17 protein-coding genes and 1 pseudogene are annotated in these 19794 nt (G+C 71.2%); 5 read left to right on the forward strand and 13 right to left on the reverse strand.

The annotated features are described in order from the left end of the window. A partial coding sequence (locus tag AWZ10_RS16415) for a serine/threonine-protein kinase (RefSeq protein ID WP_159058287.1) occupies nucleotides 1–899 on the reverse strand: 899 nt, incomplete at its 3' end. A gap of 256 nt (nucleotides 900–1155) precedes the next feature. Continuing rightward, a complete protein-coding gene (locus AWZ10_RS16420) occupies nucleotides 1156–2199 on the reverse strand; it encodes a serine/threonine-protein kinase (RefSeq protein ID WP_208618510.1) in 1044 nt (347 codons plus the stop codon). A 156-nt stretch (nucleotides 2200–2355) separates the two neighbouring features. On the opposite strand from AWZ10_RS16420, the gene AWZ10_RS16425 reads away from it, so the two are divergent. Continuing rightward, nucleotides 2356–5238 (forward strand): bifunctional glycosyltransferase/CDP-glycerol:glycerophosphate glycerophosphotransferase, encoded by a 2883-nt coding sequence (locus AWZ10_RS16425; protein ID WP_060891431.1) that lies wholly within the window; start codon nucleotides 2356–2358, stop codon nucleotides 5236–5238. Next, the gene (locus tag AWZ10_RS16430) at nucleotides 5235–6353 is read left to right on the forward strand and encodes a glycosyltransferase (RefSeq protein WP_046707755.1); all 1119 of its coding nucleotides are present in this window, start codon (nucleotides 5235–5237) and stop codon (nucleotides 6351–6353) included. Before AWZ10_RS16425 ends, AWZ10_RS16430 begins: the two co-directional genes overlap by 4 nt. A gap of 27 nt (nucleotides 6354–6380) precedes the next feature. Here the strand turns inward: AWZ10_RS16430 and AWZ10_RS16435 are convergent, their stop codons facing one another. Both AWZ10_RS16435 and AWZ10_RS16440 read right to left on the reverse strand, forming a co-directional pair. Beyond that, the gene (locus tag AWZ10_RS16435) at nucleotides 6381–7214 is read right to left on the reverse strand and encodes an ABC transporter ATP-binding protein (RefSeq protein WP_046707758.1); all 834 of its coding nucleotides are present in this window, start codon (nucleotides 7212–7214) and stop codon (nucleotides 6381–6383) included. 10 nt (nucleotides 7215–7224) lie between these two features. Continuing rightward, the gene (locus tag AWZ10_RS16440) at nucleotides 7225–8172 is read right to left on the reverse strand and encodes an ABC transporter permease (protein ID WP_060891432.1); all 948 of its coding nucleotides are present in this window, start codon (nucleotides 8170–8172) and stop codon (nucleotides 7225–7227) included. 211 nt (nucleotides 8173–8383) lie between these two features. On the opposite strand from AWZ10_RS16440, the gene AWZ10_RS16445 reads away from it, so the two are divergent. Together AWZ10_RS16445 and AWZ10_RS16450 are read left to right on the forward strand one after the other, a co-directional pair. Beyond that, nucleotides 8384–9022: a TetR/AcrR family transcriptional regulator gene (locus AWZ10_RS16445; RefSeq protein ID WP_046708682.1), complete on the forward strand. Its 639-nt coding sequence runs from the start codon at nucleotides 8384–8386 to the stop codon at nucleotides 9020–9022. A gap of 135 nt (nucleotides 9023–9157) precedes the next feature. Continuing rightward, nucleotides 9158–9619: a DUF6174 domain-containing protein gene (locus AWZ10_RS16450; protein WP_244172503.1), complete on the forward strand. Its 462-nt coding sequence runs from the start codon at nucleotides 9158–9160 to the stop codon at nucleotides 9617–9619. A 5-nt stretch (nucleotides 9620–9624) separates the two neighbouring features. Here the strand turns inward: AWZ10_RS16450 and AWZ10_RS16455 are convergent, their stop codons facing one another. The 8 genes from AWZ10_RS16455 to AWZ10_RS16490 all read right to left on the reverse strand — a co-directional run bounded on the left by AWZ10_RS16455 (nucleotide 9625) and on the right by AWZ10_RS16490 (nucleotide 18657). Then, nucleotides 9625–10740 (reverse strand): ADP-ribosylglycohydrolase family protein, encoded by a 1116-nt coding sequence (locus AWZ10_RS16455; protein WP_159058286.1) that lies wholly within the window; start codon nucleotides 10738–10740, stop codon nucleotides 9625–9627. Between the two features lie 11 nt (nucleotides 10741–10751). Next, nucleotides 10752–11099: a hypothetical protein gene (locus AWZ10_RS16460; RefSeq protein WP_244172504.1), complete on the reverse strand. Its 348-nt coding sequence runs from the start codon at nucleotides 11097–11099 to the stop codon at nucleotides 10752–10754. Nucleotides 11100–11207: 108 nt separating this feature from the next. Continuing rightward, a complete protein-coding gene (locus AWZ10_RS16465) occupies nucleotides 11208–12233 on the reverse strand; it encodes a hypothetical protein (RefSeq protein WP_060891434.1) in 1026 nt (341 codons plus the stop codon). Continuing rightward, entirely contained in the window at nucleotides 12230–14680 is a 2451-nt protein-coding gene (locus tag AWZ10_RS16470) for a hypothetical protein (protein WP_060891435.1), read from the reverse strand. The genes AWZ10_RS16465 and AWZ10_RS16470 overlap by 4 nt, the downstream gene beginning before the upstream one ends. Continuing rightward, entirely contained in the window at nucleotides 14677–15111 is a 435-nt protein-coding gene (locus AWZ10_RS16475) for a DUF6507 family protein (protein WP_037703663.1), read from the reverse strand. The genes AWZ10_RS16470 and AWZ10_RS16475 overlap by 4 nt, the downstream gene beginning before the upstream one ends. A gap of 157 nt (nucleotides 15112–15268) precedes the next feature. After that, nucleotides 15269–16252 carry a UDP-glucose 4-epimerase GalE gene (gene galE / locus AWZ10_RS16480; RefSeq protein WP_046708938.1) on the reverse strand — a complete coding sequence of 328 codons (984 nt, stop codon included), beginning with the start codon at nucleotides 16250–16252 and terminating at the stop codon, nucleotides 15269–15271. A gap of 81 nt (nucleotides 16253–16333) precedes the next feature. After that, nucleotides 16334–17926, reverse strand: coding sequence for a glycosyltransferase family 2 protein (locus AWZ10_RS16485; RefSeq protein WP_060891436.1), 1593 nt, complete (start codon nucleotides 17924–17926; stop codon nucleotides 16334–16336). 182 nt (nucleotides 17927–18108) lie between these two features. After that, nucleotides 18109–18657: a MarR family winged helix-turn-helix transcriptional regulator gene (locus AWZ10_RS16490; protein ID WP_208618511.1), complete on the reverse strand. Its 549-nt coding sequence runs from the start codon at nucleotides 18655–18657 to the stop codon at nucleotides 18109–18111. Between the two features lie 147 nt (nucleotides 18658–18804). Between AWZ10_RS16490 and AWZ10_RS16495 the strand changes: the two genes are divergently transcribed. Continuing rightward, the gene (locus AWZ10_RS16495; RefSeq protein ID WP_037703658.1) at nucleotides 18805–19218 is read left to right on the forward strand and encodes an organic hydroperoxide resistance protein; all 414 of its coding nucleotides are present in this window, start codon (nucleotides 18805–18807) and stop codon (nucleotides 19216–19218) included. A 124-nt stretch (nucleotides 19219–19342) separates the two neighbouring features. Here AWZ10_RS16495 and AWZ10_RS16500 read toward each other — a convergent pair. Continuing rightward, nucleotides 19343–19794, reverse strand: a pseudogene (locus AWZ10_RS16500) (hypothetical protein); the annotation flags it as partial.

The raw sequence follows: 19794 nt of genomic DNA on the forward strand, positions 1-19794 counted from the left end.
CAGCAACTCGGTCTCGCGTTCGGCGAGTTCCTGTAGGTGGCGAAGCTGGCGGGGGGTACGGGTGCCGTCGGCTGGGGCGGGACCTGGGAGGACTGCTCGCGGCGGGCGATCTCGGCGGTGAGCGGTGCCGGGAGCCAGCCGGTGAAGTCGCCGAGGCCGCGGCCCGCCGACTCCTGGCAGAGCGCGGCCAGTTCCTCGGTGCCGACGCGGTCGGCCGGCCCGGCGGTCAGGCAGCGCTCCAGCAGGGGGCGCAACCGCTCGTCGTACCCGTCGAGTCTCGGCGGCCGCTGGGCGGTGTTGGCGATCTGCGCGGCGATGGTGATGGCGCCGCCGTCGCCGTACGGGTGGCGTCCGGTGGCCGCGACGGCGGCGATCAGACCGAGGGAGAAGACGTCGGTCGCCGGGGTGACCTGCTCACCGAGGGCGTGCTCCGGCGACATGTACTGCGGGGTGCCGATCAGGCCGCCGGACTGGGTCAGGTGGGTGGCGTCGGCGGCGCGGGCGATGCCGAAGTCGATGACGAACGGCCCCTGGGAGCCCAGCAGGATGTTGGTGGGCTTGAGGTCGCGGTGGATGACACCGGCCGCGTGGATGGAGGTCAGGGCGCGGGCCGCGCAGCCGACCAGCTGGAACACGGCGGCCAGGGGGAGCGGGCCGAAGGCGACCAGGGCGTCGTGCAGGGGGATGCCCGCGATGAACGCCGAGGCCAGCCAGGGGAGTTCGCCGGTGGTGTCGTGGTCGACGACCGGGACGATGTGGTAGCCCTGCACGCGCCTGGCCGCCTGGACCTCCTGCTCGAAGCGGCGGCGGAAGTCGGCGTCCTGGCCGTACTCGCGGCGGATGACCTTCAGGGCGACGGGCTGACCGCCGCGGGTGTGGGACAGGTAGACCGTGCCCATGCCGCCCTCGCCGATGCGGGCCTGCAGGTGATAGCCGGCGGTCTCTCGCGGGTCCTGCGGTCCCAGCGGGCTCAGGATGTCGCCGGTGCTGGTGTTGATGGGAGCCTCCCCCGGTACGGTGCGCAACTCCTGTGCACTGTTGGGCTCTTGTTTGGCGGGACCAGAGCTTATAGGGCGTCCGGCGGCTGTTGGCCGTGTTCGTCCGTTCAGCCCCGCGGAACGACCGCCCACAGTGGTACGGACAACGGACCTCGGCTTATGGTTCCCGGCGCACTCTCCTGCGCCACTCCTCGTCCCGCACGGTGATCGGGGCCGTCGACGGGAGTTGACGGGCCGTCGGTGCTTCCGAGAGCCGTGGGGCCGGCGTCGTCGGGGCCTCCGTCAGGGACAGGGTGCGGAAGGCCGTTTCGATGATCGTCACCGAGGTGGCGAAGGGGCCCGGCAGCCAGGAGGTGAAGTCGCGGACGTCCCGGCGGGCCGCGCCGGCGCAGTGTTCGGCCACGGCGGCGGCGGAGGGGCGGGACGCCGGGTCGGCGGTGAGACAGCGGCGGACGACGTCGAGGAGGGGGCGGTCGACGCCGTCCAGGGCGGGCGGGGCGACATCGGTGGCGGCGATACGGGTCGCGATGGCCAGGGGGTTGCCGCGGCCGTACGGGTGGTGCCCGGTGGCGGCGACCGCCGCGATCAGGCCGAGCGCGAAGACGTCGGACGCGGAGGTGACCCGGCGGCCGAGGGCGTGCTCGGGGGACATGTAGCGCGGGGTGCCGATGAGGCGTCCGGCGGTGGTGAGGGTGGCCGCGCCCGCCGCCCGCGCGATGCCGAAGTCGAGCAGCCAGGGCCCGTCCGCCGCGAGCAGCAGGTTGGCGGGCTTGACGTCCCGGTGGATCACCCCTGCGGTGTGCACGGCGTCCAGCGCGTACGCGACGCAGGCCAGCAGCTGCAGGACGGTGGGGACGGGGAGCGGGCCGTGGGTCTCCAGGGCCTGGTCGAGCGGGACGCCCGGGACGTAGTGGGTGGCGAGCCAGGGCCGCTCCGCACCGGCGTCGTGGTCGACGATCGGCACCAGGTGGTAGCCGGAGACGCGGCGCCCGGCGGCCACCTCGCGGGCGAAGCGCTCACGGAAGGCGGGACTGGCGGCGTACTCCGGGCGGACCAGCTTCAGCGCGACCGGCTGGCCGCCCCGGCTGCGGGAGAGATAGACGGTACCCATGCCGCCCTCACCGATCCGGGCGTACAGCGGATACCCGGCGATCTCCCGCGGATCCTCCACCCGCAGCGGCTCAGGCACCACCCCGCGCATCGACCGCCCCCTCCGCTCACGCCTGCCTCCGGAGCGTATCGCGGGACGGCTGCCGCGGTGGCGGATGAGGCAACCCGTGCACCCGCGTGGACATCTACCCAAGTGGCCCTCAACCGCACCACGGTCTATAGAGGGTAGGAGAAGCAGTGAAACGGGATGAATGGGGTGAGCGCGGACGTGGACCAGCGACCCGCGATGTCCGTCGTCGTGATCGTCTACAACGACGAGGCCAGGCTGGCCAAGGCCGTCCGCTCGGTGCTGGAGCAGACGCTGCGGAGCGTCGAGGTCGTGATCGTCGACGACCACAGCACGGACGGCTCGTACGAGGTGGCCGCCCGCCTCGCCGCCGAGCACCCGGGCCGCGTACGGGCGTACCGGCTCCCCGTGAACAGCGGCGGCTGCGGCGCGCCCCGCAACCAGGGCATCCGTGAGACCCGCGGCGAGTACGTCCTCTTCCTCGACAGCGACGACGTCCTGGAGCGCAACGCCTGCCGGAACATGCTGGAAGCCGCCGAGACCACCGGCGCCGACCTCGTCTCCGGCCTCTGCGTCCGGGTCCACGTGGACACGCGCACACGGAAGGAGGTCAAGTGGTACCCGTGGCTGTACACCCGCACCCGTACCCTCGACTCGATCTCCGAGCTGCCCGACCTGCTGGTCTACGACACCCTGTCCACCAACAAGTGCTACCGCAGGGACTTCCTGGTCGACAACGGCCTGCTGTTCCCCGTCGGCATCCACTACGAGGACCTCTTCTTCTCCGCCCAGGCGTACGCCGCCGCCCGCCGCATCACCCTGATCCCCAACCGGGTCTACGACTGGAACGTCGTCCAGAATTCCGGGAAGTCCGAGGCCTCGATCAGCAACCGGCGGGCCGAGATCGCCAACTTCGCGCACCGCATGGAGATCCACCGCCGGGTGGACCGGCTCCTCGCCGACAGGGGCATGGAGGAGCTGAAGTTCCACAAGGACGTCAAGTTCCTCAAGCACGACCTGGTGCTGCACCTGCGTGACCTGCCCTTCCGGGACGCGGCCTACCGCCGGGAGTTCGCGGAGCTGGCCCGCGCCTATCTCGCGTCGGTCGACCCGGCCGCGTACGACGAGGTCGAGCCCATCCACGCCATCTGCGCCTATCTCCTGCGGATGGGCGACTGGGACAACCTGCTGCCCGCCGTGGACACGCTCACCAACCGGGACAAGGTCTCCGCGCCGCTCGCCGAACGCGACGGCCGGATCTACTGGTGCGCCGATCACCTGGACTCCCCCGGAGAGGAAGGGGAGTTCGCGCGCCGCGTCCTGGACGTCACGGAACTCGGCTACCACGCCCGCCCGGTGGGGAAGCTGTTCCTGCGCGACGAGCTGACGCGGTACGAGGAGACGGGCAGCGGCGTCGTCCGTCTCGCCGGGCGCGTCACCAACCCCCTCGGGATCATCCCGCCCGGCGCCCGGCTCACCGCCGAGCTGGAGTTCTACGCCCGCCGTCCCGGCGTGCGCTTTCGGACCTTCCGGGTGCCGGTGGCGACCGTCCGGCACGACGGCCCGTACGTCACCTGGCAGGCCACCGCCGACATCTCGAAGACCCTCCGTCCGCTCGGCATCGTGGACGTCGTCTGGGACGTCCGTCTCCACCTGGACGTCGACGGCGAACGCACCACCAGCCGGCTCACTGCCGCCGAACCGGGCCTGGCCATCGGCGAGCTGCCGGTCCGCCCGCGCCTCACGCGGCTGGTCGCCGACCGGGTCGAGCCGCAGATCTCCGCCCGCGGCCACCTCGCGTTCCGGCTGGTCCCCGACAAGAAGGCCACCGTCCTCGTCACCCGGGGGCTTCGGGGCACGCCCGGCCGGCTCGCCAAGTCGGGCTATCGCCGGGCGAGGACGCTGCGTAAGAAGGCCACCTCCGGGGACACCAAGATCCGCCTCTACCACGAGGTCTTCCGGCGGATGCCGATGCGCCGGCGCCTGGTGGTGTTCGAGAGCCACCTCGGCCGGCAGTACAGCGACAGCCCCCGGGCGATCTACGAGGAGATGCGCCGCCAGGGCCTCGACTTCGAGGCGGTGTGGTCGTACACGGGCCGCCCGGAGGGTTTCCCCGCCGACGCCACCCTCGTCCGCCGCTGGTCGCTGCCGTATCTGCGGGCGCTGGCCCGCGCCGAGTTCTGGATCGACAACCAGAGCTTCCCGCTGAAGCTGACCAAGCGCCCCGGCACGACCTACATCCAGACCTGGCACGGCTCCGCGCTCAAGCGCATGGGCTTCGACGAGCCCGGCTGGAAGCTCAAGAGCCGCGCCGAGCAGGCCGAACAGCAGCGCACCCTCGACCGCTTCGACCATTTCCTGATCCGCTCCGAGCACGACGTCCGCACACTGGCGAAGGCCTTCCGGCTGCGGGAGAAGGTGCTGCTGCGGGTCGGCTATCCGCGCAACGACGCGCTCGTGCGGGCGAGAGGGGCGGCCGAACGCCCTGCGCTCGCAGCGGAGTTGGGCATCCCGGAGGACAAGAGGATCCTCCTCTACGCCCCCACTTTCCGGCACCACGGACAGCGCCGCTTCACTCTCCCCTTCGATGTGGAGCGCTTCGCCGAGACGTTCGGCGACGAGTACGTCCTCCTCGTCCGCGCCCACTACCTCAACCACGTCGTGCTCCCGCCGTCGGTCCGGGGCCGGGTCATCGACGTCTCGGCCCACCACGACGTGACCCCCGTTCTCGCCCTCGCGGACGCGCTGATCACGGACTACTCGTCGGTGATGTTCGACTACGCGCTGCTGGACCGCCCGATGCTCTTCTTCACCTACGACTACGAGGAGTACGTGCACGAGGGCCGGGGCACCTACTTCGACCTGCTGGAACGGGCGCCCGGCCCGATCGTGCGCACGGAGGACGAGCTGCACTCCGTCCTGCGGACGATGCCGCTGGACGAGCAGACGCTCAAGTACGCCGCCGCGCGGGAGAGGTTCACGGCCGCCTTCGGCGAGTACGACAAGGGGACGGCGGCCCAGAGCGTCGTCGACCAGTTCTTCTCCGAGTGGAGGCACAAGTGACCGGGCGGGACGAGGCACGAGCGAGGGGGCCGCGGGACGTCTTCCTGGTGTCCAACAGTGTGGACGAGTTGGGCGGCGTGACCAGCTGGTCCCATCACCTGGCCCGCCTCCTCACCGAGCGTGGCCACCGCGTCCACGTCATCGGGGTCACCACCCCCGAGGACCCACACGATCTCGGCGAACTCCCGTACTCCACCACCAGGTTGTACGACGGCCAGCCGCCGGGCCCCGGCCGGGCGCGGGACGCGAGCATGCGGGACAAAGCGACCGTGCTGAGCGGTCTCTTCCGGGCCGCGCGCCCCGGCGGGGTCGTCGTCGTGACCCAGGTGTGGGCGATGGAGTGGGTGAAGCTCGCCGACACCACCGGTCTGACCGTCATCGGCATGAGCCACGAGTCGTTCGAGACGTCACGGCGCTCCTCGCGCTTCCCTCGGGTGCTGAAGCACTACCGGGACGTCGACCGCATGCTCGTCCTCACCCGTGAGGACGCCGACCTGTGGATCGGCGAGGGCCTCAACAACGCCTCGTACCTGCCCAACGCCGTGCCCTGGATGCCGGAGCAGCCCTCGCCGCGCACCGGGAAGGCCGTCGTCAGCATCGGCCGGCTGAGCGACGAGAAGGGCGTCGACATGCTCCTCGACACCTGGGCCGAGGTGGCCCCCCGTCACCCCGACTGGACCCTGCTCGTCCATGGCTCCGGCGAGGACGAGGAACTGCTCAGGAAGCAGTGCACGGCACTGGGCCTCGACGACTCGGTGTCCTGGATGGGCCGTACGAACGACGTGCCGGGCGCCCTGCGCGGCGGCTCGGTGTTCGCACTGTCCTCCCGGGGCGAAGGCTTTCCCCTCGCCCTGATGGAGGCCATGGCGATGGGCGTGCCCTGCGTCGCCTTCGACTGCGCCCCCGGTGTCCACGAGATAGTCCGCGACGGCGAGGACGGCCTCCTCGTCGCCCCCGGCAACACCGGCGAACTGGCCCGCAAGCTGGACCTGTTGATGACCGACAAGAGCCTGCGGGACCGGATGGGCGACAGGGCGAGGGAGAACATCCGGCGCTACGGGACGGAGGAGATCGTGGACAGGTGGGAGGCGCTGTTCGCCTTCCTGGAGAGGTAGGCGTCCTGCCGCGGGTCGCCCTCGGCGCTACTTTTTCCCGCCGGTGAACTTCTCGTACTCCTTCAGCACGTCGTCCGTCGGCCCGTCCAGACGGAGTTCCCCGCGCTCCAGCCACAGCACCCGGTCGCACGTGTCCCGGATCGACTTGTTGTTGTGGCTGACGAGGAAGACCGTACCGGCGTGCTTCCGCAGCTCACGGATCCGCGCCTCGGACCGCTTCTGGAAGGAGCGGTCGCCCGTGGCCAGGGCCTCGTCGATCAGCAGCACGTCGTGGTCCTTGGCGGCGGCGATGGAGAACCGCAGCCGGGCCGCCATACCGGAGGAGTACGTGCGCATGGGGAGCGTGATGAAGTCCCCCTTCTCGTTGATGCCCGAGAAGTCGACGATCTCCTCGTACCGCTCCTTCACCTGTTCCCGGGACATCCCCATGGCGAGCCCGCCGAGATGGACGTTCCGCTCACCCGTGAGGTCGTTCATCAGGGCCGCGTTGACGCCGAGCAGGGACGGCTGGCCGTCGGTGTAGATGCGGCCGTTCTCGACGGGGAGCAGCCCGGCGACGGCCTTGAGGAGGGTCGACTTGCCCGAGCCGTTGGTGCCGATGAGCCCGACGGCCTCGCCCCGGTACGCGGTGAAGGACACGTTCCGCACGGCGTGCACCGTGCGCACACCGGCCGCCTTCTCGGACTTCTTCCGCCGCAGGATGCGGTTGAGCGCGGCGGTGGCGGTGCCGCGCCCGGCACCGGTTCCGTTGACGCGGTAGACGATGTCCACGCCGTCGACGACGACGGTGGGGACGAGTTCGGCGGGAACGTCCGGGGCCGCCTCCCGGCGCGCGCCCGGAACGGTGGAGGTGGGGGTGATGGTGTCGATGTCAGCCACGGCCGTACGTCTCCTCAGCCTTCCAGAAGTAGATGAACCCGCCGACGCCCGCGAGGAGCGCCCAGCCCGCGGCGATCGCCCAGACGTGCGGGGGCAGTTGGCTCCCGTGGAAGCTGTCGATCAGCGCGAACCGCATGAGGTCGATGTAGACGGCGGCCGGATTGCACTCCAGCAGCAGATGGACGAAGGCCGGGATGTTCCGGTCGTCGAGCATGTGGTCGATGCTGAACATCACGCCCGACGTGTACATCCAGGTACGCAGCACGAACGGCATCAGCTGCGAGATGTCGGGGGTCTTCGCGCCGATCCGCGCCATCACCATCGCGACCCCGGCGTTGAACACGAACTGAAGCGTCAGCGCGGGCACGACCAACAGCCAGGACAGGGCCACCGGCACCCCGAACGCCAGCAGGATCACGACCAGCGCGGCCATGGAGAACAGCAGCTGCTGGAGCTGCTGCAGGCAGTACGACAGGGGCAGCGAGGCCCGGGGGAAGTGCAGGGCCCGGACCAGGCCGAGGCTGCCGGATATGGCCCGGGTGCCCGCCATGATCGAGGTCTGGGTGAAGGTCCACACGAACACGCCGGTCACCAGGAACGGGACGTAGTCCGGCACGCCCTTCTTGGTGCCCATGAGCAGACCGAAGATCAGGTAGTAGACCGCCGCGTTGAGCAGCGGGTTCGCGATCTGCCAGACCTGGCCCAGCTTCGCCTGGCTGTACTGCGCGGTCAGCTTCGCCGTGGCGAAGGCGGTGATGAAGTGCCGCCTGGCCCACAGCTGCCGTACGTACGCGCCGAGGGAGGGGCGGGCCCCGCTGACGCTGAGACCGTCCCGCTCGGCGAGCCGGGCCGGGGTCTCGGCGGGGGCGCCCGGGACGGCCACGGCGGCCTGGGGGCCGGCCGCCGTGGGGGGTGGCGGTGTGTGGAGGACCTGGCTCACATCCGCTGCTTTCGCTAGTGGGGGGCGTCCCGTGCGCTGGGCTGTCCGACTGTGTCGCTGCCGGGCGGTTCGGCTGCTGGGCGTCTCCTGCTTCTTACGCCGCCCTTGCCCTGCTCTTACGTCGGGACGGGACCGTATCGTCGCAACGCGAGAGTAAGCCGATTCGACGTCGGAACGCAACCGTTTCGTCGTCACGCCCTATGCTGGGGGCATGACGACGAACGCCGACCCCTCCGAGGCGCAGCCGCCGCCACGGCCGCGCCGCCGGGCCCCCGCCGGGGCGGCCGTGCTCCGGGAGGACGTGACCGAGGCGATCCGGGCGGCGGTCTTCGGGGAACTGGCGGCCGTCGGCTACGCCCGGATGTCCATCGAGGGGATCGCACGCCGCGCGGGCGTCGGCAAGACGGCGGTGTACCGGCGCTGGCGCTCCAAACTGCACCTGGTGCTGGACCTCGTCTCGGCGGTGGCCGTCCAGGGCCTGCCGATGCCGGACACCGGCTCGTTGGAGGGCGACCTCCGTCTCCTCTACGAGGTCACGTCCCGCGCCCTGCGCCACCCGGTCGCCGGCCAGATCATCCCCGACCTCCAGGCCGAGGCCGCCCGCAACCCGGAGATCGCCGAGGCCATGCAGAAGGCGCTGCGGGAGGGCCAGCAGAGCGTGGCCACGGGGATCCTCGCGGCCGCGGTCGCACGGGGCGAGGTCCGGCAGGGCGTGGACGAGGACCTGGCCCTGGACGTGATCTCCGGGCCGCTGTACTGGCGGTCGGTGGTCGTGCGGGCGCCGAAGCTGCCGAAGGGGTATCTGGAGAGTCTGACCCGGGCTACGGCCGCGGCGTTGCGGGCGTTGTAGGGGCGCCGGTGCCGGGTGGTACCGAGGGCGCGGAGTGGTGGATGAACCGAACGTTCCGCAGGCGGGCGGCGTCATAGTCACCAACCGCTCAGGATTGGGGTCGCCGTGACTCTCGTACGCTCCCGTGCTCGTTCCGTGTTCTTAGCCGCCGCGCTGATCGCGGGGACGGTGGGGGCGACCGCCGCCTGTGACGGCGAGACGTCTCCCGAACCGACCGGGAGAGCCTCGCCGAAGGGCACCACGGCGCGGATCGACATCACGTGGCAAGAGCCTGCCTCGTACGTCTACACGCTCACGTCGAACTCTCAGGTCCTGGCGGGGACCTTCCGTGTGACGGTCCGGGACGGCAAGGTGGCCGAGGCCGTCGGCCTCGACGACGACAGCCGGTGGACGGTGGAGCAGGGGCTTGACCGGATTCCCAAGATCGGCGACCTGTTGGACCGGCTGGAGAAGGCCTGGCACGAGCAGGCGGACACGGCGGAGGTGGAGTACGCCGCCGGTGGGTATCCCTCGCGGATCACCCTGGACATGGACGAGAACGCCATCGACGACGAGGCCGAGTACGTCATCAGCGCCTACGAGCCGGGCGACGGCTGAGGCTGTCAGGACGCCTCCTGAGCCGCCAGCCGCGTTGCCAGGTCGATGAGTTCGGGCGTGCGCAGTACGCGCTCCCCGAATCCGGGGAGGGGTACGTGCAGCGGCTCCAGCCACCGCTCCGGGATGGCCTCGGCGCCGTACACCGCCCCCGCGAGCCCTCCGGTCACCGCGGCGACCGTGTCGGTGTCGCCGCCGAGGTCGACGGCCGCGCGTACGGCGTCCTCGTAGTCGCCGGTCGTCCGTACGGCCCACACGGCGGAGCCGAGGCAGGGCCAGACGGCGCCGTTGAACTCGGTGGCCTGGTCGGGGTGCCAGTCGGGGGCGAGGACGACCGCGTACCGGGTGCGGTGGTCGGGGTGGAGGGCGGCGAGGGTCTCGGGGAGCGCGGCGAGCGGGTCGCCTCCGGCCAGCGCGACCCGGAGCAGTTCGTGGAAGGCGGCGGTGCCTTCCCAGGCCGCCGGGTCGCCATGGGTGAGTGCGGACAGCTGCCGCCCGGCGTTCATGGTCGGCTCCCGGCCGTCCCCCGCGAAGTACACGGCGGAGGTGGCGGCCCGCATCAACGCGCCGTTGCCTGCGGCCCTTAGGTTGACCTGGAAATGGATGCCTGCGGCGAGGTCCCAGGGGTCGCCGCTGGTGAGCACGTCCTCGGTCTGAATGCCGATGTCCTTGGGGTCGGCGATGGCCCAGCGCTGGAACCGCCGGAAGACATCGGGCAGTTCGAGCCCACCGTGGTCGAGGAGCGACTCCCCGACGAGGACCGCCATCTGCGTGTCGTCGGTCGCCTCACCGGGGTCCCACCCGCCGCCACCGCACATCTCCCCGCCGTGCCCGGCCTTCGGGAAGCGTGCGGAGAAGGCCCCTTCGGGGCCGAACTCGAAGGGCGCGCCGAGCGCGTCGCCCACGGCGGAGCCGAGGATCGCGCCGAGGGCGCGCTGCGGGTCAACGGCCGTCAAGGGTGCCTGCTTTGAGAGTGGTGAGGAGGGGGTGAGGTGGGTGGTGGGGGTGTCGCTTTCGCGTATGAGTATGCGTATGGAGGCGGGGGTGGGGGCGAGTTCGACGCAGTCGTCGCCTGAATCCGTGCCGGAGAACGAAGACTTCTGCCAGTGCACGGGGCCGCGCATGCCGGTTCCTTTCACAGATCGCGGGCGAGGCGGGCGATGAGGTCGCGGGACTCCGTGGGTGGGAGAGCCGTGGCCAACACTCGGGCGGGACGGCTCCGCTCGACGCGTGGGGGTACGTCCTCGTCGTCGATCGACCCCTGGAGCAACATACGGGTGATGAGCCCGGTGCCGCCGCTGCCGTACACGAACCAGGCCCATTCGAGGCTGTCGGGTACGAGCAGCTCGTGCTCGCGCAGCACGGCGGACATCCGGGCCGCCACGGACAGCGCGATCTCAGGTCGGCGGGCACGAAGCCATCGAGTTCCCATGTCCATGACGCGCACATGCTGCGGGAGCGGAGGAGCGTTGACATCACTCACCACCGTCACTCACCACCGCGACGTACCACCGTCACTCACCACCGCGACGTACCACCGTCACTCACCATCGCGACGTACCACCGTGACTCAGTACCGTCCCGTGACGGTTCAGTCGCCGTGCCCGGCGAGTTCGCGCAGGTCGTCCAGCGGGAGGGAGCGGGGCTCGGCAGTCGGGGGGATGTGGCCGGCGACCGGCTCGGCGGGCGTGCGGGCGCAGGCGGTGAGAGCCTCGGTCGGGGTCAGGCCGTGCTCGTACGACTCGTGCAGGCGGTCGAGCCAGACGAGGCCTGCCTTGCGGGCCTCTTCCCCGGCCGCCTCGCGGGGCTCGAAGCTGGCGGCGGCGTCCGCGTCCGAGGCCCAGAGGTAGCCGAGGACGCCGCCGTGGTCGGCGACGACCGGGACGTACCGGACCTGCCCGGCCCTGGACCGCTTGTAGCCCACGGAGTCGAAGACGGGTCCGTGCCGGAAGACCTCGGTGCGCCTCGGGATCTCGAAACGGGACCACACGTCGGAGGGGGAGCCGTCCGGTTCGAAGAAGTTGTCGACGCCCGTCTCGGTCGGCGTGCCGAAGTACGTCGGGTCGTCCGGGTCGATCTCCGCGTCCAGCACCTCGGACAGGTCGCGCAGCGCTGCGGCCAGCCGTGGGTAGTTCGCGGCGTGGACGCCGGCCTGGGGCCGCCCCTCCAGGTCGTACGGCATCCAGGCGTCCGAGAAGGTCCTGAGGTCGGCGGTGACGTAGTCCAGGAAGGCCGAGGCACCGAGCACGAACAGCCGCTCCTCGTGGGTCTCGCCGTCCGCGTCGGGGGCCCGCACGACGCCATGGCAGACGATGTCGGCGTACACGGCACCGATCTCGCCGGGGCGCAGCTCCCCCTCGATCCGGGCAGCCAGTGTCCGGACCGTGTCGGCGGCGGACGGCACCTCGCCGAGCGGGAGGTCGCCCTCGAAGAGGCGGTTGTCCGAGCCGCCGGCCTCGTGGACGGACACATGGACCGTCGGAGCGCCGACGGCCAGCCGGTGCCGCGCGAGAACGGAATACGCGCCGAGCAGGGCCTGGAGGCACTCCGTGACATCACTTCCGTTCTCGGTGTCGCGTCCCCAGGTCCAGCGGGCGACAGGGGTGCTGGCGATCACAGTGCTGCCTCCGGCATGAACGTACCGTCGGGCGGGATCCGCATGACCCCGTCCTCGACACGGATGATGAACTGCACGTTGGTCTTCCCGTACACCTCGGTGAGCCGCTGTGCCGTCCTCATGGCCGCATGGTCGGCCATCGTGCCTTTCGTGTCGACCACGAAAGTCTTGAAGTCGGCACCGGACTGCGCCAACTGCTGCATGTTGTCGAAGATCTTCTTGACGGTCCTCTTGGGGTTCGCGACGTCCTTGAACTGGTAGCCGTGGACGTTGCCGGCCGCGTCCCGGGCCATGACGTCCAGGTCCGTGCCCTCGCCGGTCCTGACTCCGGGCTTGATGTCGAAGCCGCCCTTGACCTCGAAGGAGATGTCGCGGACGCCGCTCTCGTACAGCCGGTTGCCCAGGCGCAACTGCTCGATGCCACCGGACATCTTGTCCGCATGGGCCAGGCTGGAGACCGTCTGGTCGAAACCCGTGGCGCCGTCGAAACGGCCGGACGCGATGGTCTCGGCGACCTCCCGGCCGGCGGGATGACCGGCCAGGTTGTCCAGCACCCGCTCCAGGTCGCCGGGCTTGACCTTCGTCCCCCGCATCTCCTGACGGACCCGGTCCTCCAGCTGACCACCGCGCTCGAACGGCTGAGGGTCGCCGTCCTGCCGCTCCCAGCCACCGGGGTCGTTCGCCCCGTCGTCGGCGGCGCCCGTGCCGCCGCCCGGCGGATCCTGCGGAGGCCCACCACCCGGGCCGTCGCCGCCACCGGGGCTTTCGGTACCGCCGCTGCCGGGTCCGTCGGTCCCGCTGCCGCCCGGCGTCTCCCTGTGCCCGCCACCCGCAGGGGTCTCCGTAGGCCCGCCGCCCGGCGTCTCGCCACGACCGCCACTGCCCGGCGTCTCATGACTGCCGGCCGGCCCCCGGCCCAGGTCATCGGCGCGGCCACCCGGCAGGTTGTCACCGCGCCCGCCCGGCAGATTGTCCGTACGCCCGCCCGGCAGGCCGTCGTCCCCGACCCGCCCCACAGCCGTACCGCCGTCGCCCACCTTCGCGCCGGCTCCCACCAGCTCCGGCTGGGGGCGCGAGACATCGACGCCCCGCTCCGCCGCCGTGCCCTCGTGCTTGATGCCGTCCAGGGACTCCCGGACCGTGCCGTCGGCGTTGTGCACGACCAGGGTCTGGGTGTCGAGGTAGACGACCTCGCCCTTTGGGGTCTCCATGCGGACGCTGTTCTCGGGGGTCAGACCGGCCGGCAGATCGTCCGTGATGTTGGGCGCGTCGGCGATCTGGTACGTGCCCTCGCCGAGCTTGATGTGGGTGCCGTCGGTGATGCCGCGCAGGCTCGCCATGACGTCGCTGATCTTCACCGCCGTCGCGCCGACGCCCTTGGTGATGTACGTCATCGGGTCGACGATCCTGCCGGCCTTGCCCGCGAAGGAGATGGCCTTGGCGATGGCGCCCGCCTTGCCGGCGCCGGAGACCGCGCCGCCCGCGCCGCCCGTGAAGATCGTGGTCACGACGTTGAAGGTCACCGCCCCGGCCGCCCGGGCCGGGTTCTTGCCCCACTCGTCGTAGGCGATGAGCGCCTTGCCGGTCTCCACGACGGCCGTGCGGGAGTCGCGGATCCAGGAGGGCAGTTTGTCGTCGGGGGTGAGCCAGAACGCGGCGGCGGTCACCGGGTTGGACATGATGACGATGCCGGTGGCGAGCTTGCCGAGGCCGACCCAGGCCTGGCCCGCCGCGTCCCAGCCGTTGAAGCCCACCAGGGTGCCGAGGCCCTTGATCGTGCCCCACACGCCGTCGACGACGAAGCCGACCGCGAAGTCCCAGACGTGCTCGTGGACGTAGTACCAGGGGTTGGACTCCTCGACCGGGTCGCCCCAGGGCAGACCACCGGCGTTGTTGAGGTCCTCGCCCCGGTAGCCGTACATGTTCTCTTTGTTCGAGCCGTCGTTGACGACCAGAGCCTCGCCGCCGACCAGCGCGACGATCTTGTTGTAGCAGTCGCGTTCGGCGGCCTGGAAGGCGGCGAACGCGGCGTTGATGTCCGAGCGGCGGTTGTTGTTCTCCTCGACGAGGTCGCCGTCGGCGCGCCACTCGTCGTCGCCCTCGATCTTGGCGCGGAAGGCGATCGCGTCCTGGCGGAGCTGGTCGAACTTCTGCTTGAGGGGGCCGACGGCCGCGGCGTACGTGTCCAGCGCCGAGGCCACGGTCTCCAGTTCCGTGGCGAACTCCTCGCCCTTGGCCGCCACCGGCGCGGTCGTCGCGAACAGCGCTTCCGCCTCGGGCGCCTTGTAGTACGCGGAGAGGCCGCCGAAGCGGGTGTGGATCGCCGAGCCCGAGTCCTTCAGGGAGGTGCCGGCCGAGCGGACACCCGCGATGTTCTGGTCGAGCAGCTCCAGGTTGCCGGTGAACTCGGGGACCTCCTCCGGGATGACGGGGATGTCGTCGCTCACTTCGGCCCCTGCCCGCCGTTGCCGTCGACACCCGGCGGGGGAGGCACCACCGTCGCCTTGAGGGCGTTGGCCTGCTGTACGGCGGCCATGTCCAGGTCGCCCGTGACATAGGCGTTGGTGGCCTTGGCCGCGCCCTGCACGGAGTCGATGGTCCGCTGTGCCATGTACGCCAGCTTCTGCTGCCGCTCCTGGAGGTACTTGCTCAGCGCCGCCGCGACCGGGCCGACCGGCACGCGCGGGGTGCCCGTGGCGACCGGCCCGATCATGGGCCCGCTGAACTGCCCGCCCGGCACGGCCGTACCGGCCGACTCCGCCGCGCTCGCCATGTTCGACACCAGCGAGTTGGCGGCCTTCTCCAGACCGCCCGCCGCCTCACCGGTCGAGTTCAGCGTGGTCTGCACGTTGATCGGATCGATGTCCCATGCCGGCATCGTCGCTACCCCCGTAACGCCCCTGTCGGATACGTCGTACGTCGCTTGCTCGTTGAACTTCTCGGAGTACTTCTCGTACTCGTTGTTCGCTTCCCTTAGTACACACGCGCAAACGGCACCGAACAGTTCCCGCGATGCGTCAATCCCGTCACATCCCTTACCGCGCGGGGTGGTTCAGCGCCCAGCCCGCCCACGCCGACGAGATCATGTCCTCGACGCCGTACCGCGCCTTCCAGCCCAGCTCGGCGGTGATCCGGTCCGCCGAGGCGACGACGCGCGCGGGGTCGCCGGGCCGCCGGTCGACGACCACGGGCGGCAGGCCGTGGCCGGTGAGCGCGTTGATGCGGTCGATCATCTCGCGCACGGAGACGCCGTCCCCGCGCCCGATGTTGAGGGTGAGGTCCGCGCCCGGCGTCTCGCGCAGCCGCCGCGCGGTCGCCACGTGGGCCTCCGCGAGGTCGACGACGTGGATGTAGTCCCGGACGCAGGTCCCGTCGGGGGTCGGGTAGTCGGCGCCGAAGATCCGTGGCGGGGCACCCTCGGAGAGCTTCTCGAAGACCATGGGGACGAGGTTGAAGACGCCGGTGTCGGCGAGTTCGGGGGTCGCTGCCCCCGCCACGTTGAAGTAGCGGAGGGAGGCCGTCGACAGGCCGGTCGCCCGGCCCGTGGCCCGTACCAGCCACTCTCCGACCAGCTTGGTCTCGCCGTACGGGCTCATCGGCAGGCACGGCGTCTCCTCGGTGACGAGGGCCCCGTCCCGCGCGGCGGAGGGCATGCCGTACACGGCGGCGGAGGACGAGAAGACGAAGGACGCGACCCCGGCGTCCGTGACGGCCGACAGCAGGGTGCGCAGGCCCTCGACGTTCTCCCGGTAGTAGTGCAGCGGCCGTTCGACGGACTCGCCGACCTGCTTCTTCGCCGCGAGGTGGACGACGCCGGTGACGCCCCGGTCCCGGATCACCCGGGCCAGCCGCTCACCGTCGAGGGTGGAGCCGATCTCCAGCGGCACGCCCTCGGGGACCCGTTCCGCGACCCCCGTGGACAGATCGTCGTAGACGACGGTCTCCTCGCCCGCGTCGAGCATCGCGCGCACCACGTGCGCCCCGATGTATCCGGCGCCACCGGTGATCAGCCAGGTCATGGACGACCGTCCCCTCGTAGTCATGGAGATGTCATGGTGATGATGGTCATGGCGATGATGCAGGTGCAATCAGGTCGGCCTTCAGTGAAGCAGGCGTTTGAGGCGACGGCGTACGACATCGGTCAAGCCTCGCCAACCGGGCGCGAGCCGTATCGCGAGCGCCCCCGCGTGGGTCGCGTACGGCTGTGCGAGGAGCACTCCGTGGCGCGTGCTCGGCAGTGCGCTCCGGCGCAGCAGCCCGGCGCCCGCGAGGGCGTGCGCGGTGGTCTCCCGGTGGCCGCCGTCCGCGAAGCGCAGCCGCAGCCGGAGGTCCCAGGTCCCGCTGCCCAGCGCGGCCAGGTCCAGCGGGACTTCGGCCGTCCAGCTGTCGAAGTCCGTCTCGGCCACGAGGGAGGCTGAGCCGGTGAACCCCACCCGCCCGTCCTCCCGCTCGCTGAACTCCACCTCCACGCTTTCCGGCCCCGCCTCCGCCATCCGCCCGTACAGCTCGTGCAGCCGCAGCCGGAGCACCGTCCCCCGCGCGCGTGGCCGCAGTTCCGCGTCGACGGCGGCGGGCAGCAGGTGCACGGGACGGACGAGGAGGTGGTCCAGCTCCACCTGGGGCAGGTCGGCGGACCAGACGGGGGAGCCGTCGCCCGCGCGCGCGTAGGGCGGGGCCAGCCGGGCCGGGCGGGCCGCGACCTCCTTCAGGCGGGCCAGGTCGCGGGGCTCCTCGGCGGCGAGGATCACCCGGGCGACGACCCGGCCCGGCGCGGGCGCCGACGCGAAGTCGCCCTCGTCGAACGAGGCCAGGTGCGCGCGCGTCAGGGCCCACCACTCACGCCGGTACTCCGTGCCGCGCAGGTCCAGCTCGCGCGCGTACATCCGCAGCGAGTGGTCGAGGAAGCGCGTACGCGTGGCCCGCGCGAGCTGCTTCTCGCCGGCGCCCAGCAGGATGTCGTACGACAGGCGGTCGGCCTCTGTCCGGGCCCGCCAGTTGGCGATGCCGGAGCGGTCGAGGGAGATGGACAGCCGGGCCGCCGAGCGGCGCACGTTCCAGACGTACACCGGCTCGGGGACGAGTGCGACGCGCGGTACGGCGGCCAGCACGCGCGCGCCGAACACGAAGTCCTCGTACGGGAAGCGGCCCTCGGGGAAACGGATCGCGCGATCGCGCAGAAAGGAGGTGCGGTAGAGCTTGTTGACGCAGAGGGTGTCGTGCACCAGGCGCACGCGCTGGGACGGGTGCTGCACCAGCGTGCGCCGGGCGTACAGCTCGGGCTGCCAGGGGGTCTCCCGGCCGGACGGCAGCTCCCTGCGCACGCACAGCCCCGACGCGACCGGCGCGTCGTACTCCAGGGCGGCGTCCAGCAGCACGTCCACCGCATCGGGCGGCAGCGTGTCGTCGCTGTCCAGGAACATCACGTACGGCGCGGTCGCGGCGTCCAGCCCGTCGTTGCGCGGGGTGCCACAGCCGCCGCTGTTGGACCGGCGCCGCAGCACCCGCAGGCGGGGCTCTTCCTCGGCCAGCCGCTCCAGCAGCTCCCCGCTGCCGTCCGTCGAACAGTCGTCGACCGCGATCACCTCACGGACGGACGGCCCCTGGGCGAGCGCCGAGCGCACGGCGTCCGCCACGTGGGCGGCGTCGTCGTACCCGATGACGACGACGGAGACCTGCGCCTGCTGAAGAGCCATGGTTGCCCCGCACCTGTGAGAGGTATGTGTGCAATCTTCCCTTAAGGGCGGCTTCGCGGCCCCGTGGGGAAGATGGTGCGCGGGAGGTAGGGGTTCCGTTCGGGGTTGTGGGATTTCGTCGGTGCGCCCCAGGTGGCTGGAACCGGCCGAGCGGCTCGGACCGATCGCCGGGCGGGGTGACGCTAGGCCGTCGGCTCCGTCGGCTCCGTCGGCTCCGTCGGCTCCGTCGGCTCCGTCGGCTCCGTCGGCTCCTCCAGGGCCGCCTCGTCCAGCGCGGTCGTCAGACGGTCCAGGCGGTCACGCAGATCGCGGATCTCGTCGATGTCGAAGGTCGTCGCGGAGACGATCCGGCGCGGCACGGCCAGCGCGCGTTCCCGCAGGGCGGTGCCCTCCCCGGTCGGCCGCACCACCACCGACCGCTCGTCGCGGGCGCTGCGCTCACGCCGTACGAGACCGGCCGCCTCCAGGCGCTTGAGCAGCGGCGAGAGGGTCCCGGAGTCGAGTCGCAGATGCTCGCCCAGCTTCTTCACGGGCAGCTCGCCCTGCTCCCACAGCACCAGCATCACCAGGTACTGGGGATAGGTGATCCCCAGGTCCTTCAGGACCACGCGGTAGACGCTGTTGAAGGCGCGCGAGGCGGCGTGCAGGGAGAAGCAGATCTGCCGGTCGAGACGGAGGAAGTCCTCCTCGGAGACCTGCCCGGAGACCTCCTCGGAGATCCCCTCGGGCATGGGGGCGGCACTGGTCATGGATCCAGGATAACTCCTGTCCACTATTTAGTTGTAGGCAATTGAATTGTGTGCTCTACTTGAGTCCGTGAACGGCGGTCGGACCGGACCGCCGGACGTGACATGACCTGTGAAAGGGATGGTTCTCCCATGGACGCGCTCTACACCGCTGTCGCCACCGCCACCCACGGCCGCGATGGTCGCGCCGTCAGCAACGACGGCAAGCTCGACCTCGACCTGGCCCTCCCGGTGGAGCTGGGCGGCAACGGCCAGGGCACCAACCCCGAGCAGCTCTTCGCCGCCGGCTACTCCGCCTGTTTCGCCAGCGCCCTCGGCCTCGTCGGCCGCGCCGCCAAGGTCGACGTCAGCGACGCCGCCGTGACCGCCGAGGTGGGCATAGGCAAGCAGGGCGAGGGCTTCGCCCTCAAGGTCACCCTCCGCGTCGAACTTCCCGACACCGTCGACGAGGCCACCGGCCGCAAGCTCGTCGAGCAGGCCCACCAGGTCTGCCCCTACTCCAACGCCACCCGCAACAACATCCCGGTCGAGCTGGTCGTCGAGTAGTTCCGGCGATCCGGAAAGGGCCGAGTCCCGCGTTTCGGCGGCGCTGCATCAGTACGCGGCTCCGCCGCGCGGGCGCGACAAGGCCCCACCGGCCGCCACCTCGCGGATCGCTCCGAGCCACCCCCTACGGAGCGATCCGCGCCAGCACTTCCCCGGTCTCAGGACTCCAGTCCACGACCACCGCCTCCTCCGGCACCTTGTGCAGGCGAGTCAGCAGCAGCCACGTCACCCGATACCTCCGCGCGACCCGCGCACGCCCCGCGCGCGAAGACGCGGGATCCAGATACGCCCGGACGTCCGCGAACCGCCGTACCCTCTCCCCCTCCTCCAGCGAGGGATCGGGCCAGGTCGGCGCCACCAGGTTCACCCCGTACCCCGCGAGCGCCCGCCCCGCGTAGTACCCGTCCGTGATCAGCACCTCCCTCGCCCGCACCTGCCGCGCCGCCCACTCGTACGAAGGCCACCGCGGCGGCCGCTCGAAGCCGACGGGGTCGAGCGCGGCCGGTACGACCGCCCCGGCGTGCACCGTGAGAAACCCCGCGCACGCCCCCACGACCGCCGCACCCCCCAGCGCGC

This window comes from Streptomyces europaeiscabiei, from assembly GCF_001550375.1.
GTDB lineage: Bacteria > Actinomycetota > Actinomycetes > Streptomycetales > Streptomycetaceae > Streptomyces > Streptomyces europaeiscabiei.

Coding starts and splice junctions, on each gene's coding strand:
- AWZ10_RS16420 (WP_208618510.1), bottom strand. CDS start 2,199: ATGCGCGGGGTGGTGCCTGAGCCGCTGCGGGTGGAGGATCCGCGGGAG.
- AWZ10_RS16425 (WP_060891431.1), top strand. CDS start 2,356: ATGAATGGGGTGAGCGCGGACGTGGACCAGCGACCCGCGATGTCCGTC.
- AWZ10_RS16445 (WP_046708682.1), top strand. CDS start 8,384: ATGACGACGAACGCCGACCCCTCCGAGGCGCAGCCGCCGCCACGGCCG.
- AWZ10_RS16455 (WP_159058286.1), bottom strand. CDS start 10,740: ATGCGCGGCCCCGTGCACTGGCAGAAGTCTTCGTTCTCCGGCACGGAT.
- AWZ10_RS16475 (WP_037703663.1), bottom strand. CDS start 15,111: ATGCCGGCATGGGACATCGATCCGATCAACGTGCAGACCACGCTGAAC.
- galE (WP_046708938.1), bottom strand. CDS start 16,252: ATGACCTGGCTGATCACCGGTGGCGCCGGATACATCGGGGCGCACGTG.
- AWZ10_RS16485 (WP_060891436.1), bottom strand. CDS start 17,926: ATGGCTCTTCAGCAGGCGCAGGTCTCCGTCGTCGTCATCGGGTACGAC.
- AWZ10_RS16490 (WP_208618511.1), bottom strand. CDS start 18,657: ATGCCCGAGGGGATCTCCGAGGAGGTCTCCGGGCAGGTCTCCGAGGAG.
- AWZ10_RS16495 (WP_037703658.1), top strand. CDS start 18,805: ATGGACGCGCTCTACACCGCTGTCGCCACCGCCACCCACGGCCGCGAT.